Here is a 20552-nt window from a genome sequence, read left to right on the forward strand (position 1 = left end):
TATGATCTATAAACAATTCCATTGATGAAAGGGGAATGCATAGATGATTTATGCAAATCCGGGTCAGGAAGGATCGAAGATTACATTTAAAAAGAAATACGGCAACTATATTAACGGGCAATGGACAGAACCTGTCGGCGGCCAATATTTTGAAAATGTTACACCAGTGACAGGCGAAGTGTTTTGTGAAGTCGCCCGTTCGCAGGCAGAAGATATCGAACAGGCACTCGATGCCGCTCATGAAGCAAAAGACGCATGGGGGAAAACGTCACCAGCACATCGTGCGAATATACTAAATAAAATTGCAGACCGAATGGAAGAAAATTTAGAAACGCTTGCTGTTGCGGAAACATGGGATAATGGGAAAGCAGTTCGTGAAACATTAAATGCTGATTTGCCGTTAGCTATCGATCATTTCCGTTATTTCGCCGGTGCGATTCGTGCACAGGAAGGATCACTTAGTCAAATTGATGATGATACAGTGGCCTATCATTTTCACGAGCCGCTCGGCGTTGTCGGCCAAATCATTCCATGGAATTTCCCGATCTTAATGGGCGTTTGGAAACTGGCACCGGCACTGGCCGCCGGCAACTGTGTCGTTTTGAAACCGGCTGAGCAGACGCCTGCTTCCATTCTTGTCTTAATGGAGCTGATCGGAGACTTGCTGCCACCAGGCGTTGTGAATGTCGTAAACGGATTTGGACTTGAAGCAGGAAAACCGCTAGCATCAAATAAACGTATTGCGAAAATAGCTTTTACCGGCGAGACGACAACAGGACGTCTTATTATGCAGTATGCATCACAAAACTTAATTCCGGTCACACTTGAATTAGGCGGGAAATCACCGAACATTTTCTTTGATGACATTATGGAAAAAGACGACGCGTTTTTGAACAAAGCAGTGGAAGGATTTGTTATGTTCGCACTAAATCAGGGAGAAGTATGCACATGTCCATCGCGTGCTCTTGTTCATGAAACGATTTATGATCAATTTATGGGACGAGCAATTGAACGTGTGAAACAGATTAAAACAGGCAATCCGCTTGATACTGATACGATGATAGGTGCGCAAGCCTCCAATGAACAAATGGAAAAAATTCTTTCCTATCTTGATATTGGGAAACAAGAAGGTGCAGAATGTTTAGCTGGCGGTGAGAAAAATACGATCGAAGGATTTGAAGGCGGTTATTACATAAAACCGACTGTTTTTAAAGGCCACAATAAAATGCGTATTTTCCAGGAAGAAATTTTCGGCCCGGTTTTATCGGTTACAACATTTAAAGATGAAGCGGAAGCGCTCGAAATTGCGAATGATACATTGTATGGACTCGGTGCTGGCGTTTGGTCACGCCATGCTAACCGTATGTATCGATTTGGACGGCAAATTCAAGCAGGGCGCGTGTGGACGAATTGTTACCACCAATATCCGGCACATGCTGCGTTTGGCGGTTATAAAATGTCAGGTATTGGCCGTGAAAATCATTTAATGATGCTAAATCATTACCAACAGACAAAAAATTTGCTCGTAAGCTACTCAGAAGATGCACTTGGTTTCTTTTAAAAAAGTGAGGGGAAGCAATCATGGCAGAACGTGTAACAGCGACTCCTGCGGCCACCCGATTGATTCAAGTACTTAAGGACAAGCATGGCCCTCTTATGTTTCATCAATCCGGCGGCTGCTGTGATGGAAGTGCGCCCATGTGCTATCCGGCAGGCGAATTTTTAATCGGAGACTCGGACAAGCTGCTCGGTGAAATTGGCGGCAGCCCATTTTACATTCACGAAGCACAGTATGAATATTGGAAACATACGCAGCTTATTATTGATGTCATTGATGGGCGCGGTGGTATGTTTTCACTTGAAGGCCCTCAAGGAAAACGATTTTTAACACGCTCACGCATCTTTACTGAAAAAGAACGGAAAGAATTAGATCAATAATAGAAAAAGGACTGTCCAAATGGACGTCCTTTTTCTTATGTCTCATAATAAAGTAAAAAAGAAAGTGTGATTATTATGTGTTTAGTGAATATAGCTTTTCAAGTAGTGCCTGAAATTCCGCTCGTACTTGCCGCAAACAGAGATGAATTTTATAATCGCCCGACTGCACCGTCACACTGGTGGGAAGATGCACCTCATATTTTAGCAGGAAAGGATTTATCGAAGGGGGGAACATGGCTTGGCGTGTCAAAAACAGGACGTATTTGTGCATTGACAAACTATCGTGATCCATCCGAGTTTTCCGCAGATAAAGAATCCCGAGGGCACATCGTCCGGTCTTTTTTAGAAGGAGAAATGCACGCACGTAGGTTTTTAGAAGAATTGGATAGGAGAAAAGAACGCTATCCCGGTTTTAATGTTGTCGCTGGCACGAAAGAAGCAATCTATTCCTTCAATAGCAAATCTGGTGAACCACCCTATGAATTGCCGCCTGGTATTCACAGTGTCAGCAATGCTTTTATGAGTACACCGTGGCCGAAAACAATGAAAACAAAGAAAAAATTAGCAGAGTGGGTGGACAACGATGAACAAGCTGATTATAGCGGTTTATTTGATTTTCTGGCGGATGAAACACAAGCATCGGATGAACAGCTCCCACAAACAGGTGTATCACTCGAATGGGAAAGACTGCTATCATCCGTGTTTATTAAAAGCAAAGAAAAGAATTACGGCACCCGTAGTTCAACCGTTGTTTTAATGAAACAAAATGATTCAATTGAGTGGATGGAACGAACGTTTGAAAAGGGTATATTTGAACAGGAACAAAGTATTTCATTTATTAAGAAATAAATACATTATGTGTAAAATTCAAATAAAAAGGAGAAAAAAATGCAACTAAACATTCATCATAACCCAAATGATAATGCTGCATTAATCAATACTTATTTTGAAGGAAGCGAATCTTTAGCAAGAGCTGTAGCTGAGACAGACCGGTTATTTTTCGAATCGGCTGCTAAGTGGAAACCTTCTCAACAGAAAGAATCGATTTTAAAAAAAATAAAATCTATATGGACAAAAACAGAAGAGCCTATGAAAATGCATCATACCATTGTCGGTAAAAATGGAGTGTATCCGGATTGGAAAGAAACTCTTGATAAGGAATGGAAGATGCTGCAAAAAAAAACAGAGAAAAAAGTATATGTGGAAAAAGGAGAAGATATTGCGGCAGCTTTATCAAGCGGTGAACGGACCGTCTACATTCCAGAAGGCACGTTTATCATTGATGAACTACATGTTCCATCTTATACAGTTCTAAAAGGAGCAGGAGCAGGAAAAACGATATTGAAACTGCGAGACACTGCACCGAAACGGAGCTTTGTGATAACAAATGAAAACCATGTGAAAGGAAATCATCATATTTCAATTGAAGGAATGACATTGGATTGGAATATAGAACGACTTCAACTTGATGAAAAATCATCGAGCGGCAATAACCGTTCAAGCTGTTTAACATTCGCTAATGTTGAGTATGGCTGGATCAAAAACTGTGAGGCAAAAAATCCCGGTTTGCATTGTTACGATGTGTCGTCTACTTTATATGATTATTCAGGAGATGGACATCGGGCCCGGGGCGGCAGCCGATATATTTGGATCGATGGGTGCACAGGATCAGGATTTGGGGATGATGGTGTAACGACTCACCATAGCGATTACATCCTTATTTCTAACTGCTTTATGTGTGATCCCTCTGGACGAAGCCATCAAAAAGGCTTTTCTAATTCAAATGGATTCGAAGTCGATGACGGCTCGCGGTATGTATGGCTGATCAACAACGCATCGACACGCTGTTTTGGCGGTGTGGAAGTAAAAGCGCATGCGACGAGCTCGGCGGCTGCAAACGTTCATATTATCGGGCACTTGTCTGTTAATGATAACCGCTCATACAATTTCCGCCATATTGGTCACCATAGCAAAACAGATCCGGAATCGAAAACAGCCCGTTTCATTACGGCGACGCGCATTGTATCTGTTCATCCGATCTACACTGATTTATATGCGAGTTCAAAGCCGCGCGCGCTTACGATTTCGGCCTATAAACATGTGGTCATTAACGGGATGCGAGCAATCGGGAACGCTCAATATGATTATAAAGGCTTGCCTGTTGCAGGGATTCAATATAAATCAAAACATATTCATATGCAAAATATTATTATGGAAAATTTTCAAACAGCCGCTCCGGCATTAAAAGTCTTCGGTGGTGCGCAGAAAGCAGATGATGTGTTTATTAAAGACGCTATTTTCAAAAATTGTGGTCAAAAACCGTTCTATGTAGCGAAAGATGTGAATGTGATACCGTCAAAAAATATAACAATTGCTTGAAACAGGACAAACATTTCTTTAAGATAAGAAAAGGCAGAAACATTCTATTTTGCGAAAACATTAGGTTGTAAAAAGCAAGAAATACCGATATAATGTCTACTATGTAAAAACAAATGTACATCATACAAATACATAGTTGAGGTGACGTTGAGATGAAAGATAACGTAAAAGTAGGATTGCTCGGTCTTGGAACGGTCGGAACAGGTGTTGTGAAGATTATTCAAAACCATCAGGAACAGCTCGTTCATCGCGTCGGCTGCCCGATAGAAGTAACGAAAGTGCTTGTAAAAAATGTGGACAAAAAGCGTGATGTAAATCTGCCAAAAGAGTCATTAACACTTGATCCATACGATGTCATTAATGATCCAGATATCGATGTAATCGTTGAAGTAATGGGCGGCATTGATGAAACGAAGCAGTATTTGCTGGATGCCTTGAATCAAAAGAAACATGTCGTCACGGCGAATAAAGATTTAGTTGCTCTATACGGATCTGAATTGTTAAAAGCGGCATCTGAAAACGACTGCGATTTTTATTATGAAGCGAGTGTAGCCGGTGGTATTCCAATCATCCGTGGATTAGCAGAGGGCCTTGCCTCTGATAAAATTCAAAAATTGATGGGGATCGTAAACGGAACAACAAACTTTATTTTGACAAAAATGCATAAAGAGGGCATGTCATACGATGTGGCATTGAAAGAAGCACAAGATCTTGGCTTTGCGGAAGCCGATCCGACTGCTGATGTGGAAGGGCTGGACGCTGCCCGTAAAATGGCTATTCTTGCTCGTCTTGCATTCTCAATGAATATCGAGCTTGAAGACGTAAATGTGAGCGGCATTTCAACGGTTTCAGACAGTGACTTGAAACACGGTCAGACACTTGGCTACACGATGAAATTGATCGGATATGCAGATCAATCCGATGAACGTGTAGAAGCAAGCGTACAACCGACATTTATTTCCAATAATCACCCAATGGCATCAGTGAATGATGAGTACAATGCAGTATACGTATACGGGGAAGCAGTCGGTGAGACGATGTTTTATGGACCGGGTGCCGGAAGTATGCCAACAGCTACATCGATTGTAAGTGATCTTCTTGCTGTTGTAACAAATATGCGTCTCGGCGTGAATGGCAAAAGCATTTCAGCACCTCAATTTGAGAAAAAGCTGAAAAGCGACGAAGAAAAATTTGCTAAATACTTTATCCGTCTTCATGTGCGTGATGAAGTTGGTGCATTTTCAGAACTAACGAAACTATTTTCATCTAATTTCATTAGTTTTGAAAAAATTCTCCAATTGCCGCTTGATAAAGAAGGAATGGCGGAAATTGTCATCGTAACGCATAAAGCATCGTTGCAAAATTATAATCAAATGCTTGAACAAATTAAAGATCTAGCGGTTGTGCATTCAGTTGAAAGTTTCTACCGCGTTGAAGGAGAAGGAGCGAAATAATGGCTAAATGGGAAGGTTTACTACATCAATATAAAGAGTTTTTACCGGTGAACGAAAATACACCGATGCTTTCATTAATGGAAGGAAATACACCGCTTATTCCACTTGTGAATATTTCAAAAAAATTAGGTGTAAACATTCATGTGAAAGTAGAAGGCGCCAATCCAACCGGTTCATTTAAAGACCGCGGGATGGTGATGGCTGTTGCCAAAGCGAAAGAAGAAGGCAGTAACACTGTTATTTGTGCTTCAACAGGAAATACATCAGCTGCAGCTGCGGCATACGCTTCACGTGCTGGTATGAAAACAATCGTTGTTATTCCTGACGGTAAAATCGCAATGGGCAAACTAGCTCAGGCAATGATGTACGGGGCGGAAATCGTTGCAATTAAAGGGAATTTTGATGAAGCATTAGCGATGGTCCGCAACATTAGCGAAAAATCACCGATTACACTCGTTAACTCGGTAAACCCATACCGTATTGAAGGTCAAAAAACAGCAGCGTTTGAAGTGTGCGATCAGCTAGGACAAGCGCCAGACGTACTTGCTATTCCAGTCGGCAATGCCGGGAATATTACCGCTTACTGGAAAGGCTTTAAGGAATATAATGAAAAATTCGGCACAGGTCTTCCACGTATGCATGGCTTTGAAGCGGAAGGTGCCGCAGCGATCGTAAAAGGTGCGCCAATCGATCAGCCGGAAACAGTTGCAACAGCCATCCGCATCGGAAACCCAGCTAGCTGGAGATTTGCTGAAGCAGCACGGGATGAGTCAAACGGGAAAATTGATTTTGTCACAGACGCTGAAATTTTGGAAGCGTATGAAATGATGACAAGAGAAGAAGGTATTTTCGCAGAACCGGCTTCCAACGCATCTATTGCAGGCATTATTAAACATGTCAAGTCAGGCGAAATCGAGCAAGGGGCGAATATTGTCGCTGTTTTAACTGGTAATGGATTGAAAGATCCACAAACAGCCATTGCACAAATTGAGAAAAAACCGACTGTTCTGCCAAACGATGAAGAAGCGGTATTTAATTTCATTAAGGGAGCTGTGCAGGCATGAAGGCATCCGGCCTTTTAAAAGTGCCGGCAAGTACGGCCAATTTAGGGCCAGGATTTGATTCAATCGGCCTAGCCTTTAGTCTTTATTTAACCGTAAAAGTAAAAAAAGCTGACCGGTGGGTATTTTCACACCGGTCGGCTCTTTTAAACGGACTTCCGGAAGATGAGCAGCATTTAATTGCCATTGTGGCCAAAAAAACGGCTGAACTACGCCATGTCGTTATGCCGCCTATTGAAGCCGTTTTAGAAAGTGACATTCCGCTTGCCAGAGGTCTTGGCAGCAGTGCCGCTGCCATTGCAGCAGGCATTGAAATTGCCAATAAATTTGCAGAATTACAACTGACAGATGCAGAAAAGCTTAATATCGGAAACATGTTTGAAGGACATCCTGATAATATCGGTGCCTCTCTTTTTGGCGGGATGGTTTGTGGTGTATCGCTCGGCGAAAAAGCAGAAATGGTAAAACTTCCGGCACCGGATATTGACTTAGTTGCCCTTGTCCCTCCCTATGAGTTGAAAACAGAAGACGCACGCAATGTACTCCCAGCGTCGTTTGACCGTAAAGAAGCGGTGCTTGGCAGTGCCGTTTCAAACATGCTCGTTGCTGCTTTTATGCAACATGACTACGAAACAGCTGGTCGTATGATGGAGCGTGATGTGTTTCACGAACCGTTCCGGACCTCGCTTATTAAAGAATTTGTTCCAGCGCGCAAACTCGCACAAAGCTATGGAGCATATGCAACGGTCATTAGCGGGGCAGGTCCAACCGTATTAACGGTTGCTCCGCGTGGGAAAGGACAGGGCATTGCGGATCAATTCCGCGAGAAATTCAAGGATTGTAATGTGCTAGAGCTTATTGTAGATTCTAGAGGACCTGAATGGATTCAATCCGGCGAGTAACTTCGCCGGATTTTTTTCGCAAGGAAACAGCCTGTGTATGAGTTGACATTTTTAAAAATATAGTTATAATTGAAATTGAGATTCATTATCAATACCCCCTCTTTGAGACTGAATTTCATATCTGACATTGGACAGCAATAATTGCTGTCTTTTTTTCTTGCTAAAATCGTTCACATCCTTTAATTTAAAAGCAGATCTTAAAAAAATCAGTTACAAAGGGGAGACATATTTTGAAAATGCGGGTATCAGCAGTACAGTATCATTTGCACACAATCCAATCATTTGATGAATTTGCGGCACAATGCGAACATTACATAAAAACCGCGATGGAATTTGAAGCGGAATTTATTTTATTTCCTGAATTTTTTACGACTCAGCTTCTTTCGATCGGTGACGAAGAAACAGGTGCTGCGTTAAAAATTACGGATTTGCCAATGTTCACAGAGCGTTATGAGCATACATTCTCTGAGTTTGCACGTCACTACAACGTTCATATTATAGCAGGCACGCATGTGACAGCAGCGGGAGATGGCATTCAAAATACCGCTTATCTATTTTATCCAGACGGCTCCTATCAAATGCAGCCAAAGCTTCATATAACACCAGCGGAAGTCGAAGGATGGAATATGCAGCAAGGCGATTCATTCCGTATTTTTGAAACAGATAAAGGAACAATCGCCATCTTAACGTGTTATGACATTGAGTTTCCAGAAATCGTCCGGATGGCGAAAGCGCGCGGAGCGGATGTTATTTTCTGTCCATCATGCACAGACGACCGGCACGGTTTTCATCGTGTCCGTTATACGAGCCATGCACGGGCCGTTGAAAATCAAGTATACGTAGTTGGAACAGGTACAGTCGGATCCTTGCCGACAGTAGATTTAATGCGTGCAAATATGGGTCAGGCAGTTGTTATTGCACCGAATGACATTCCGTTCCCGCCAGCAGGTATCGTCGCAGAAGGCATTATGAACGATGATATGATTATTACTGCAGATCTTGATCTTTCGCTTTTATACGACGTGCGTAAAAAAGGATCGGTTACAACGTGGCGCGACCGCCGGACGGATTTATACACGGATTGGGAAACAGAATAATAGATCATCACAATTGTTGAGTGTTTTACAACAAGGTGACGCGTATAGAAAAATCATTTAAAAAAGTTGAAATTTCATAAGGTTTGTATTATGATAATAATTAGTTAAATACATGAGCATTGAAGAAGAAGAGTAGCAATGAAGAATGCTTTAGAGAGCCGGCGGTTGGTGCAAGCTGGTGCAGGAAACGTTGTGAATGGGCTTCCGAGCTACCGGACCGAACTACAAGATTGTAAAAGTAGGCTCCGGCGTACGTCTTACGTTACAAAAGACAGGCAGAAATTCTGCTGTTAAAGTGGATCGCATATGTGCGATCAATAAAGGTGGTACCACGGCTCCCCGTCCTTTTAAAGATGAAGGGGGCCTTTTTGTATTTATTAATGAAACAGTATTACTCTATAAACGAACACGATGATCGGAAAAAGTACAGTTGTATTTGCTCGTTACAGAGAGCCAGGGGATGGTGGAAACCTGGCACGCAGCAGCAGCTCGAATGGGTCCGTGAGTGGCAGCTTGAACAATGGGAAGTAGAGCGCCCGGCGACCGGCCGTTAACCGGTTTTTAAGGGGAAGCACATTTGCTTCAACGAGAGGTGGCACCGCGGGAAACCGTCCTCCATAGATGATGATCATCTATGGAGTTTTTTTATGGAAAGAAAGGGGACTTACAGATGAAATTACAGAAAACAATTCAATACAAACTAAAAGAAATGGAAGGAGATATGGTCACACCGATCTCCATTTACCATATGCTAGGCGGAAAGCAAAAAATGTTGTTTGAAAGTTCTGCAAAACATGAAGAAAGCGGACGGTATTCATTTATAGCGGTAGATCCGGTTGCGCAATTTACAGCTGATAAAGACGGATATACGATAACGAAAAAAGAAGGCAAAACAGAATCTGGTCCAGAAAAATTCATGGAAAAATTAAAAGAAATGATGCCTGTATATGGTGAGAAAGAGTACCCGTTCCCATTTTTCGGCGGTGCAGCTGGATACATTGGATACGATACCGTCTTTTTTGAAGAGAGAATAGGCGACCCGCTTCCCGATGAACTGGAAATGCCGGATGTCCATCTGCTGTTTTATGATACATTCGTCGTCTATGACCATTTAACACAACATGTCTCGCTCGTTGCCGTTGATTTATTTGGAAGCCGACCGGAAGCTGAAATGGATATGGCGATCGAAAATTTGTATAAGGATATTCAAGCCGAGCAAAAACCAGTTGCAGGCAATGAGACAAATGTTCTTGCATTTACGTCAAAAACAGACCGTAAAACATTTTGTGAAATGGTTGAAAAGGCGAAGGAACACATCATTCGCGGTGATATCTTCCAAGTCGTTCTTTCGCAGCGCCTTTCATCTCCATTTGAAGGGGACCCGTTCACCTTGTACCGCCGTCTTCGCACATCAAATCCGTCACCGTACATGTTTTACATTGATTTTGATGGCTACACAGTGTTAGGCACATCACCAGAAAGTCTTGTGAAAGTAAGCGGCACAACGGTTACAACAAATCCTATTGCCGGTACTCGCCCGCGAGGCAAGTCGCCAGAACAAGATGCACAGCTTGCAGAAGAGCTATTAGCAGATGAAAAGGAAATTGCTGAACACCGGATGCTGGTCGATCTTGGCCGTAACGATGTCGGGAAAATTTCAGAAATTGGCTCGGTCACATTGGATAAGTATATGAACATTGAAAAGTATAAACACGTCATGCATATCGTTTCAGAAGTATCAGGTGAATTAAGAGAAAATTATCATCCTCTTGATGCACTGACAGCGTGTTTGCCAGCGGGTACGGTTTCAGGCGCGCCGAAAATTCGGGCTATGCAAATTATCAATAAACTTGAACCGGTGAAACGCGGTGTTTACTCTGGCGCAGTCGGGTACTTGTCGGCAACCGGCAGCATGGACTTTGCGCTTGCGATCCGCACGATGGTTATTAAAGACAATATTGCGCACGTACAGGCAGGAGCAGGCATCGTCTATGATTCTGTACCTGATACAGAATATGAAGAAACAATGCATAAAGCGAAAGCATTACTGGAGGTGCAAAAATGATTTTACTTATTGATAACTACGATTCGTTCACATACAATCTATACCAACAAATCAGTCGCATTGGTAAAAATGTCCGTGTCGTCCGTAATGACGAAATTACGATTGATGAGATTGAAGCACTGGCACCGGAAGCGATTGTCATTTCCCCGGGACCCGGTACACCGGAAGAAGCGGGGATTTCGATTGAGGCAGTGCACGCCTTTTATCATCGGATTCCGATTCTCGGCATCTGTCTTGGCCATCAGGCGATAGCTGCTGCATTTGGCACGGACATCATTCAAGCGAAAACGATTAAGCATGGCAAGCTGTCCATGATTCGCCATGAAGGCAAAGGATTATTTTCTGCGGTGCAAGGTCCGGTGCCGGTCATGCGGTATCATTCTCTTGTCGTAGACAAAGAGACACTTAATCAAAAGCTAGAAGTGATAGCAGAATCAACGGATGACAATGAAATTATGGCACTCCGTCATAAAGAGTATCCGGTCTTTGGCCTTCAATTTCATCCGGAATCGATTGGCACAAAAGTAGGCGATAATTTAATTGGCGAATTTTTCCGTTCGTATCGGAAGGAAAAAAATATGAAAAAATATTTAATGAAATTATCCGATGGACAATCGCTTACAGCCGAGGAAATGGAAGACGCTGTAGAAGAAATTTTACAAGAAGATGTGACGGATAGTGAGATCGCTGCTTTTTTAATTGCATTGAAAGCAAAAGGGGAAACCGTAGAGGAAGTTGCTTCATTTGTTCATGTTCTTCACCAAAATGCGGTTGCGTCTCGTACAAATTGGAGCAACGTGATGGATAACTGCGGTACAGGCGGCGATGGTTCACAAAGCTTTAACATTAGCACAACATCTGCTTTCGTGCTTGCGGGTGCGGGTGTTAAAGTAGCTAAACATGGAAATAGAAGTGTATCAAGTAAAACAGGCAGCGCCGACGTGCTTGAACATCTGGGGGTATCACTTGACTTTCTCGCTGATGAAACAGACCGGCTTCTTGAAGAAAACAACATTACATTTTTATTTGCACCGCATGTTCATCCGAAATTAAAACGCATCACAAAAGTGCGCCGTGATTTGAAAATCCCAACGATCTTTAATTTGATTGGGCCGCTAACGAATCCAGTAAAACTTGATTCGCAGCTTTTAGGCACATATCGCCGTGATTCACTAGAGATGATGGCCGATGTGTTAAACCGCCTTGGCCGCAAACGCGCTGTTGTATTAAACGGGGCCGGCTATATGGATGAAGCTTCCCTTGCTGGTGAAAATCATTTAGTTTTGCTCGAAAACGGCAAAATAGAAAAGATGATTGTAACAGCTGAATCCGCCGGCCTGCCGGAATATCCGCTCGAGGCGATTAAAGGCGGCGAAGCGATTGAAAACGCCGAAATTTTAAAACGGATTTTAGAAGGAGAACGCGGTGCAAAGCGTGATACGGTCGTGCTCAATAGCGCAATCGGTTTATTCGCAAATGGCAAGGCAAAGTCTATTCGTGAAGGCGTGAAGATGGCAGAAGAAAGTATCGATTCAGGTGCTGCACTGCAAAAATTAAATTATTTAGTGGAGTTTTCAAAAACACGACAGAAAGCAGTGGTAACAGGATGACAACCATTTTAGATAAAATTATCGATAAAAAACGTGAAGAAGTAGTGCTCTTAAAACAGGCAGCACTCACATATAAGACAGATCGGACACCGATTTCCTTTTATAACCGAGTAGTGGCGTCTAAAACGATGGCGTTGATCGCAGAAGTAAAACGGGCATCTCCGTCAAAAGGCGATATAAACCCAGATGTTGATCCAGTTGAACAAGCAACGATCTATGCAGACAACGGTGCTGATGCCGTGTCTGTTTTAACGGATACGCCCTTTTTCAAAGGCACGATGGATGACTTAAAAGCAGTAAAAGAAGGTGTCGAGATTCCTTTATTAAATAAAGACTTTATCATTGATGAAATTCAAATTGATCGGGCAAAAGCTTCAGGAGGCGATATCATTTTATTAATTGCCGCTGCTTTGAACGATGAAGAGATGCAAAGGTTGTACCGCCATTCAAAAGAGCATAAACTTGATGTGCTCGTTGAAGTGCATAATGAAGCGGAAATGGAACGGGCACTTGCGATGGAAGCGAATATTATAGGAATTAACAACCGTGATCTTCACACATTTCAAATAAATCTTGCAGTAACGGAACGGCTTATGTCCCGTTATGGAAAAGAAAAGGCTATTTTTGTATCGGAGAGCGGTATAAAAACACAGGAAGATGCAATTCGCTTAAAAGAAGCTGGCGCTCGGGCACTTCTTGTCGGTGAAACATTAATGATGGCCGGTGATGTTGCGGGAGCCGTCCGCTCACTAAAGGTGGAATTGTAAAATGAACGTTAAAATTTGCGGGATTACATCGATAGAAGCAGCAAGTTGGGCAAGTGAGGCTGGTGCTGACATGATCGGATTTGTTTTTGCTGACAGCAGCCGGCGTATTCCGGTTGACGTAGCCCGTCAGATCGGTGAAGCGGTCGGACCGAGTGTGAAAAAAGTAGGTGTATTCGTTAACGAAGAAGCTAGTGTAATTTGTGATATTGTGAAAACAGCGAATCTTGATTATGTACAGCTTCATGGTGATGAAACAGCTGAATTTGCTGAAAGTATGCCGGTGCCAGTCATAAAAGCTTTTTCAGTAAAAGAACATATCACGTACAAAGAAATGTTTGCCTACCCGGCCAAGTATATTTTAATTGACAGTCCCCCGGCTCGCTTTCGGGGAGGCAGTGGCCACGTATTTGATTGGTCTCTTCTTGAAAATCCAGAGGTTGATAAAAGTCGTCTCATTTTGGCGGGCGGCCTCTCACCTGATAATATAGAAGATGCGGTACAGTCCGTTCGCCCATTTGCAGTGGATATTTCAAGCGGTGTCGAAACCGACGGCCGAAAAGATGAAACGAAAGTGTTTCAATTTGTACAGCGTGCGAAAGGAGCAAATTAAATTGAGTAATTTATATAATCAACCGGATGCAAAAGGGCATTACGGCGAATACGGTGGCCGTTACGTGCCAGAATCACTTATGCGGGCCGTTAAAGAACTAGAAGAAGCATACAATTCGGCGATCGTTGATGAATCATTTCTAGCTGAATTAAATCATTATTTAACGGATTATGTTGGGCGGGAAAACCCGCTTTACTTTGCAGAAAATTTAACAAAAGCAGCCGGCGGTGCGAAAATTTATTTAAAGCGCGAAGATTTGAATCATACAGGGGCTCATAAAATTAATAATACAATTGGACAAGCGCTTCTTGCTGTCCGTATGGGCAAACGAAAAGTCGTGGCCGAAACAGGTGCTGGACAGCATGGTGTCGCAACAGCTACTGTCTGTGCATTGCTGAATCTCGAATGTGTTGTTTTCATGGGAGAGGAAGACATTCGCCGTCAAGAATTAAATGTTTTTCGCATGGAGCTGCTCGGTGCGCGAGTGGAAAGTGTCTCACAAGGAAGCGGTACACTAAAAGATGCGGTAAATGAAGCACTTCGCTACTGGGTAACAAATGTGGAAGATACTCATTACATTATGGGATCAGTGCTTGGCCCCCATCCATTCCCGCAAATTGTCCGTGATTTTCAAGCTGTTATTGGCAATGAAACGAAAAGGCAGCTTCAGGAAAAAGAAGGACGTCTCCCTGATGCCGTGGTGGCTTGCATTGGAGGAGGCAGCAATGCGATGGGAATGTTTTATCCATTTATTCAAGATGAATCGGTTAAAATGTATGGCGTAGAAGCATCGGGGAGTGGAATAGACACAAATAAACATGCGGCTTCGATGACGATGGGCAGTGTTGGGGTGCTGCACGGCAGTAAAATGTATTTGCTTCAGGACGAAGCAGGGCAAATTCAAGAAGCGCATTCTATTTCTGCTGGTCTTGATTATCCAGGCGTGGGTCCCGAACATAGCTTTTTAAAAGACTCAGGCCGAGTTATTTATGAACATATTACAGATGAAGAAGCGCTTGAAGGATTTAAAGTACTTACTAAAACAGAAGGTATTATTCCAGCGCTTGAAAGCTCTCATGCCATCGCTTATGCGCTGAAACTTGCAAAAGCGATGAAAAAAGACGAAATTATCGCCATTTGTCTGTCAGGACGCGGTGATAAAGACGTTGCACAAATTAAAGAACGTTTTGAAAGAGAGGGCCAAAATAATGACGAAGCATAAAATGGCCGCAGTGTTTGCACGTGTAAAGGAAGAAGGCAAAAAAGCATTTACGGCCTATATCATGGCGGGTGATGGTGGCCTTCATACATTGAAAGAAACGATTTTATTGTTAGAAGACGCAGGAGTAACAGTCGTGGAAGTCGGTATCCCGTTTTCCGATCCCGTCGCTGACGGTCCGGTCATTCAAGAAGCCGGAAAACGGGCGCTTGCTGAAAAGGTGACATTACAAGGAGTACTCACTGAACTTGCATCGTTTAAAGACAGCATATCTATTCCCATTGTTATTATGACGTACGCAAATCCGGTATTTAAACTCGGTGCGGAAGCCTTTGCGGATCAATGTGCAGCAGCTGGTGTGTCTGGTGTTATTATTCCCGATGTGCCAATGGAGGAAGAAGCAGAGTTTAAAGAGCCATTAACAAAACAGGATATTGCACTTATTCGCTTCGTCACGCTTACAAGTTCGGATGAACGAATGAAGGAAACGGTTGATGGAGCAGAAGGCTTTATTTACGCGGTGACAGTGAATGGCATCACTGGCGCCCGCGCGGGATTTGCTGGAGATCTGTCCGCTCATCTTGCTCGTATTACAGAAAAGAGTTCTGTACCGGTTCTTGCAGGATTCGGTGTTTCCTCTAAAGAACAAGCTGAAACACTTGGTGCTGCTTGTGATGGTGTAATTGTCGGCAGTAAAATTGTCTCGCTGCTCCATGAAGGACGGGGCCACGAGATTAAAGAATTAGTACCGGGTAAAGTCGGTGTGAGATAAAGGAAAACTTTAACTATACTTGAAGTGGTTAATAGAATAAAGGGAAAATCGATCCGGGGGTGCATAGCCCCCGGATCGATTTTTTATAGAACAGACGATGATTTTTTTACTACTTGCAGCCAGTTCCGGCCGTCGCGCGACTCCACTTTAACCGGTAAACCAAAAGCATTGCTCAAAATGTCGTTCGTCAATATCTCTTTTTTCGGTCCTGACGCGATCACGGTACCTTCTTTTACGACCGCAACATGGGTGATTGCTGGAATAATTTCTTCGATGTGGTGGGTGACATAAAGCAATACAGTTTTATTTTTTATTGCTTGTTCCTGCAATGATTCAAGCAAGTCCTCACGAGCCTGGACGTCGAGACCAGAACAGGGCTCGTCTAAAATCATTACATCCGGCTGTGCCATAAACGCCCGAGCAATTAAGACGCGGCGCTGTTCTCCTTGGGATAAAAATCGGTATGGCTGATCAGCTAGATGAAAAATATGGAACTCTTTGAGCAGCTGTTCTGCTGTTTCCCAGTCCACATCTGTCGTCTGCTCATAAATCCCAATCGAATTAAATTTGCCGCTGACGATAATTTCGTGTGCAGTTTCTTGATTTAGTGTAGACAAAAAACGATTTAACGTATTCCCAACAAAACCAAGCCGTTTTTTTATGTATTCCCAGTTATATTTTCCATATTGATGTCCAAATACATGAATCGTGCCGCTTGTCGGAAATTCATAACCGCCCATCATATTTAACAATGTTGATTTTCCTGAACCATTCAATCCAAGCACAGCCCAATGTTCCCCTTCGTTTACCACCCAGTTCACATCATTTAAAATAACTCGTTCTTCACGCAAAAAACGAACATGTTCATATGAAATTAGTTTAGACAAATTTATCACTCCCTTATTCTATAATATAAGAAAGAAACATAAAAAAGACAATATAGGACATTCAACGACAGGCAATTCCTACAAGATCTCGTTTTTATCGTTTAGAAAAAGGCTTGTGGGCGGAATAGAAAAAAAGCGAAATGCAAGATAGCCAAAAATTACACGTTTACTTTTGGCTTTATGAAAAAGATAATGTTATAGAAGAAAAGAATAAAAGAAGGAGGAATAATATGTACGGGGAAATTGAAACATTTTTACGTCCAGTGGAAGTACAAGAAGGAATGAAGACAGTAATCTATTACTGGGAAATTAAAGTGGCAGAGGTAAATAGGAAAATTTACGTATCTGCAACAGAACAAACGTCTAAACAATCTATACCGTGGCATCTAAGCAGTAAATATTCGGTTGAAGAGGCAGCGGTTGAGTTAGCTGAAGTTTGTGATCAAAAAATGTAATAACCAGTATGATTACATGTAAGCATCCTTTAAAAGGGTGCTTTTTTTGAAAAAATCTAAAAAATAAAAAGATTCCAACTGTTGCTTTACATAACACTTTACTAATAGAAAGGATGCATTCTATAACCATAATTCTATCTATTTGAAGGCGAAAAACCGCGTAATAACGGGATTTTAAGCGTTTTTAAAAAAGATAAAAGTTTATTAAAGAAATTTACAAAAAAGCATTGGTTTTTATAAAAAACAGTAGTAAGATGATACATGAAAAAGGCAGTAGCTATGTTGTAGGATGATTTACTTAATTAAAAGGCCTTTTTCTTTCTTAAGATGTTTCTCCATGTTAGACTGATGGTGTAAGCGTTTTAGAATTTACATGTACATATTTTTACGACGAATGTATAAAAAACAAAGTAAAAGAAAATCAAATGGGCGAAACAGTTGGAGGTTTTTCAGAATGAACATGCAGAATGGCCAGGGTAGTCCATGGAAAGATTTTTCCGGACCTAACCTTGGATATGTAATGGAAGTGTACGAACATTACTTGACTGATCCTGACGCAGTGGATCAAGAATTGAGAAAGTTGTTTGATAAGTGGGGTGCACCTGCTTCTCTTGCTGGCAGTGCATCGCCATCCGCAGCAACCTCATCAGGTGATCTTGATAAGCTGTATGGAGCCATAAAGCTGGCTGACGGTATTCGTATTCATGGACACCTTGCAGCGGATATTAATCCGCTTTCTGGCGATCGTAAAGATACGCGTCGAATTGATCTTGAAACATATGAGTTAACAGAAGCGGATCTGCGTGCTATTCCAGTTCACTATATTTGTAAAGGTGCCCCACCCCATATACAAGATGGATATGAGGCAATTATGCACTTGAAGAAAGTATACACAGATAAGGTAGCTTTTGAATTTGCGCATGTACATGATCTTGAAGAAAAACAGTGGCTTCGTCAGCAAATTGAATCAACCGATTATTATCCAACATTTTCAGATGATCATAAAAAAGCGCTTTTGAAGCGATTGACGGAAGTAGAAGGATTTGAAAAATTCCTTCATAAAACATTTGTTGGTCAAAAACGCTTTTCAATCGAGGGATTAGATGCGATGGTTCTACTCCTCGATGAACTCGTTCATCACTCTGCTGTCAAAGGAACACAAGCGATTAACATTGGTATGGCCCATCGTGGACGTCTAAACGTTCTCGCCCACATTCTAGGTAAACCATACGAAATGATTTTCGCTGAATTCGCACACGCACCGAATAAAAAAATGCTGCCTCTTGGTTCAATGAAAATGAATTATTACGGCTGGACAGGGGATGTAAAATATCATCTTGGTGCGGACCGCAGCTATAAAGAAAAAGATACATCAACAGCGCGCATTACACTTGCCAATAACCCGAGTCATCTCGAAGTTGTCAGTCCCATTGTAGCCGGATATACAAGAGCGGCGCAGGAAGTTCGGACAAGTAAAGGAAAACCGGATCTAGATGTTTCAAAAGCAATGTCGATTATTATCCATGGTGACGCTGCCTTCCCAGGTCAGGGAATTGTCGGTGAAACATTTAACATGAGCCAGATTACTGGCTATAAAACAGGTGGATCCATTCACATTATTTCAAATAACATGATTGGGTTTACGACTGAAACGTATGATTCCCGATCTACGCGTTATGCATCGGACGTAGCAAAAGGCTTCGAAGTACCAATCGTTCATGTGAATGCAGATGATCCAGAAGCATGTGTGGCAGCTGCTTTTATGGCAGTTAATTATCGCTCACGCTTCGGTAAAGATTTTGTGATTGATTTAATCGGTTACCGCCGCTTCGGTCATAACGAAACAGATGAACCGATGACGACGAATCCAAAAATGTACCAGATAATACGTAATCATAAAACTGTCCGTGAATTGTATGCGAATAAACTTGTCGATCGTGGTGTCATTGACACAGGATACGCAGAAAAACTGTACAGTGACAATGAACAAAAGCTAAAAGACTTGTTTGAAACTGTTCCAAAAACAGATGACAACCCAGACATTGTAATGAATCCACCAAAAGTCGTTGAACAGGATCTTCCTTGTAACAAAACAGGCGTCAGTGAAGAGGACTTAAAAATCATTAATCAGGAACTTTTAACGTGGCCGGAAGGATTTAAGCCATTTAAAAAACTTGAGCGTATTTTGAAACGCCGTGAACACCTATTTGAAGAAGACGGTCAAATTGATTGGGGCCATGCTGAAACACTCGCGTTTGCTTCAATATTAAAAGAAGGTAACCCAATCAGACTGACTGGTCAGGACTCGCAGCGCGGCACATTTGCGCATAGAAACCTTGTACTGCATGATGAAAATACCGGTGCAGAATATATACCGCTTCATGGGTTAAGCAATACGAATGCGTCATTTGATGTCATTAACTCACCGCTTACAGAAACTGCTGTCGTCGGTTTTGAGTATGGCTATAATGTATTCTCTCCGGAAACGCTTGTTCTTTGGGAAGCACAGTTTGGTGACTTTGCCAATATGGCACAAGTGATGTTTGACCAGTTCGTTGCATCTGGCCGAGCAAAATGGGGCCAAAAGTCAGGCCTTGTTATGCTTCTGCCTCATGGCTATGAAGGCCAAGGACCGGAGCATTCAAGTGCTCGGATGGAGCGTTTCTTGCAGTTAGCCGGAGAGAATAACTGGACGGTGGCGAACTTATCATCAACCGCGCAATATTTCCATATTTTGCGCCGCCAAGCTTCTATTCTGCAAAAAGAAGAAGTGCGTCCACTCGTTCTCATGACACCGAAAAGTTTGCTGCGTCATCCGCTTGCGGCATCGAAAGCATCAGAATTCTCTGATGGTGTATTTAAACTTATTGTAGAAGAACCGAGAACGGGCAGTAATCCTAAAAAAGTCGAACGTCTCGTTCTTTGCAGCGGAAAAGTGTCAATTGACCTTGCCGAGCAAATTGACAAGACAGAAGATAATCTAGATTGGCTTCATGTGTTGCGGATAGAGGAATTGTATCCATTCCCGAAAGAAGAAATTGCCAAAATTTTAGAACGGTTTCCAAATGTGAAAGAAATGATCTGGCTCCAGGAAGAACCACAAAATATGGGAGCCTGGACCTACATGGATCCAAGACTTCGTGATATAGCTTCTGATGGTACATCTGTTCGCTATGTGGGCCGCCGTCGTCGTTCAAGCCCTTCTGAAGGGGATGCAATTGTCCATAAAAAAGAACAAGCACGTCTGTTGCGTGCTGCCATGACGAAAGACAAGTAAAAACAGTATACTGCGGTCGGAGGGTGAGCCCCGGCTGCAGTTAGTACATAATAAGAAAA

At 42.4% G+C, this 20552-nt stretch carries 17 protein-coding genes and 2 other annotated features; of the genes, 16 read left to right on the forward strand and 1 reads right to left on the reverse strand.

Going from position 1 to position 20552, the window contains the following annotated elements; all coding sequences use genetic code 11:
* Window positions 1-43 precede the first annotated feature (43 nt).
* The 14 genes from adh (at window position 44) to trpA (ending at window position 15874) form a co-directional block, all read left to right on the forward strand.
* Entirely contained in the window at window positions 44-1561 is a 1518-nt protein-coding gene (adh, locus tag ACZYRN_RS04645) for an aldehyde dehydrogenase (protein WP_488910330.1), read from the forward strand.
* A 20-nt stretch (window positions 1562-1581) separates the two neighbouring features.
* Window positions 1582-1938: a DUF779 domain-containing protein gene (locus ACZYRN_RS04650; RefSeq protein WP_488910331.1), complete on the forward strand. Its 357-nt coding sequence runs from the start codon at window positions 1582-1584 to the stop codon at window positions 1936-1938.
* Between the two features lie 75 nt (window positions 1939-2013).
* Window positions 2014-2787, forward strand: coding sequence for an NRDE family protein (locus ACZYRN_RS04655; RefSeq protein WP_488910332.1), 774 nt, complete (start codon window positions 2014-2016; stop codon window positions 2785-2787).
* 39 nt (window positions 2788-2826) lie between these two features.
* A complete protein-coding gene (locus ACZYRN_RS04660; protein WP_488910333.1) occupies window positions 2827-4317 on the forward strand; it encodes a glycosyl hydrolase family 28-related protein in 1491 nt (496 codons plus the stop codon).
* Window positions 4318-4469: 152 nt separating this feature from the next.
* Window positions 4470-5771, forward strand: coding sequence for a homoserine dehydrogenase (locus ACZYRN_RS04665; RefSeq protein WP_488910334.1), 1302 nt, complete (start codon window positions 4470-4472; stop codon window positions 5769-5771).
* Window positions 5771-6835, forward strand: a complete 1065-nt coding sequence (thrC, locus tag ACZYRN_RS04670) for a threonine synthase (protein ID WP_488910335.1) — start codon at window positions 5771-5773, stop codon at window positions 6833-6835. The genes ACZYRN_RS04665 and thrC overlap by 1 nt, the downstream gene beginning before the upstream one ends.
* Window positions 6832-7734 carry a homoserine kinase gene (gene thrB / locus ACZYRN_RS04675; RefSeq protein WP_488910336.1) on the forward strand — a complete coding sequence of 301 codons (903 nt, stop codon included), beginning with the start codon at window positions 6832-6834 and terminating at the stop codon, window positions 7732-7734. Before thrC ends, thrB begins: the two co-directional genes overlap by 4 nt.
* A 230-nt stretch (window positions 7735-7964) precedes the next feature.
* Window positions 7965-8831 carry a carbon-nitrogen hydrolase family protein gene (locus tag ACZYRN_RS04680; protein ID WP_488910337.1) on the forward strand — a complete coding sequence of 289 codons (867 nt, stop codon included), beginning with the start codon at window positions 7965-7967 and terminating at the stop codon, window positions 8829-8831.
* A 110-nt stretch (window positions 8832-8941) separates the two neighbouring features.
* Window positions 8942-9181, forward strand: a binding site (T-box leader).
* Between the two features lie 52 nt (window positions 9182-9233).
* Window positions 9234-9450, forward strand: a binding site (T-box leader).
* 51 nt (window positions 9451-9501) lie between these two features.
* Window positions 9502-10896: an anthranilate synthase component I gene (gene trpE, locus ACZYRN_RS04685; RefSeq protein WP_488910338.1), complete on the forward strand. Its 1395-nt coding sequence runs from the start codon at window positions 9502-9504 to the stop codon at window positions 10894-10896.
* Entirely contained in the window at window positions 10893-12506 is a 1614-nt protein-coding gene (locus ACZYRN_RS04690; protein WP_488910339.1) for a bifunctional anthranilate synthase component II/anthranilate phosphoribosyltransferase, read from the forward strand. The genes trpE and ACZYRN_RS04690 overlap by 4 nt, the downstream gene beginning before the upstream one ends.
* Entirely contained in the window at window positions 12503-13273 is a 771-nt protein-coding gene (gene trpC, locus ACZYRN_RS04695) for an indole-3-glycerol phosphate synthase TrpC (protein WP_488910340.1), read from the forward strand. Before ACZYRN_RS04690 ends, trpC begins: the two co-directional genes overlap by 4 nt.
* Window position 13274: 1 nt before the next feature.
* Complete coding sequence (locus ACZYRN_RS04700; protein WP_488910341.1) at window positions 13275-13883, forward strand: phosphoribosylanthranilate isomerase; 609 nt, start codon at window positions 13275-13277, stop codon at window positions 13881-13883.
* Between the two features lies 1 nt (window position 13884).
* The gene (gene trpB / locus ACZYRN_RS04705; protein WP_488910342.1) at window positions 13885-15105 is read left to right on the forward strand and encodes a tryptophan synthase subunit beta; all 1221 of its coding nucleotides are present in this window, start codon (window positions 13885-13887) and stop codon (window positions 15103-15105) included.
* Complete coding sequence (gene trpA, locus ACZYRN_RS04710) at window positions 15092-15874, forward strand: tryptophan synthase subunit alpha (protein ID WP_488910343.1); 783 nt, start codon at window positions 15092-15094, stop codon at window positions 15872-15874. Before trpB ends, trpA begins: the two co-directional genes overlap by 14 nt.
* Window positions 15875-15957: 83 nt before the next feature.
* On the opposite strand, the gene ACZYRN_RS04715 is transcribed toward trpA, so the two are convergent.
* Entirely contained in the window at window positions 15958-16761 is an 804-nt protein-coding gene (locus tag ACZYRN_RS04715; RefSeq protein ID WP_488910344.1) for an ABC transporter ATP-binding protein, read from the reverse strand.
* A 230-nt stretch (window positions 16762-16991) separates the two neighbouring features.
* Here ACZYRN_RS04715 and ACZYRN_RS04720 point away from each other — a divergent pair, with 230 nt between their 5' ends.
* Together ACZYRN_RS04720 and ACZYRN_RS04725 are read left to right on the forward strand one after the other, a co-directional pair.
* Window positions 16992-17216: a hypothetical protein gene (locus ACZYRN_RS04720; RefSeq protein WP_488910345.1), complete on the forward strand. Its 225-nt coding sequence runs from the start codon at window positions 16992-16994 to the stop codon at window positions 17214-17216.
* A gap of 454 nt (window positions 17217-17670) precedes the next feature.
* Window positions 17671-20493, forward strand: coding sequence for a 2-oxoglutarate dehydrogenase E1 component (locus tag ACZYRN_RS04725; RefSeq protein ID WP_488910346.1), 2823 nt, complete (start codon window positions 17671-17673; stop codon window positions 20491-20493).
* The last annotated feature ends 59 nt before the right edge of the window (window positions 20494-20552 follow it).

This window comes from Domibacillus sp. F004 (genome assembly GCF_057814295.1).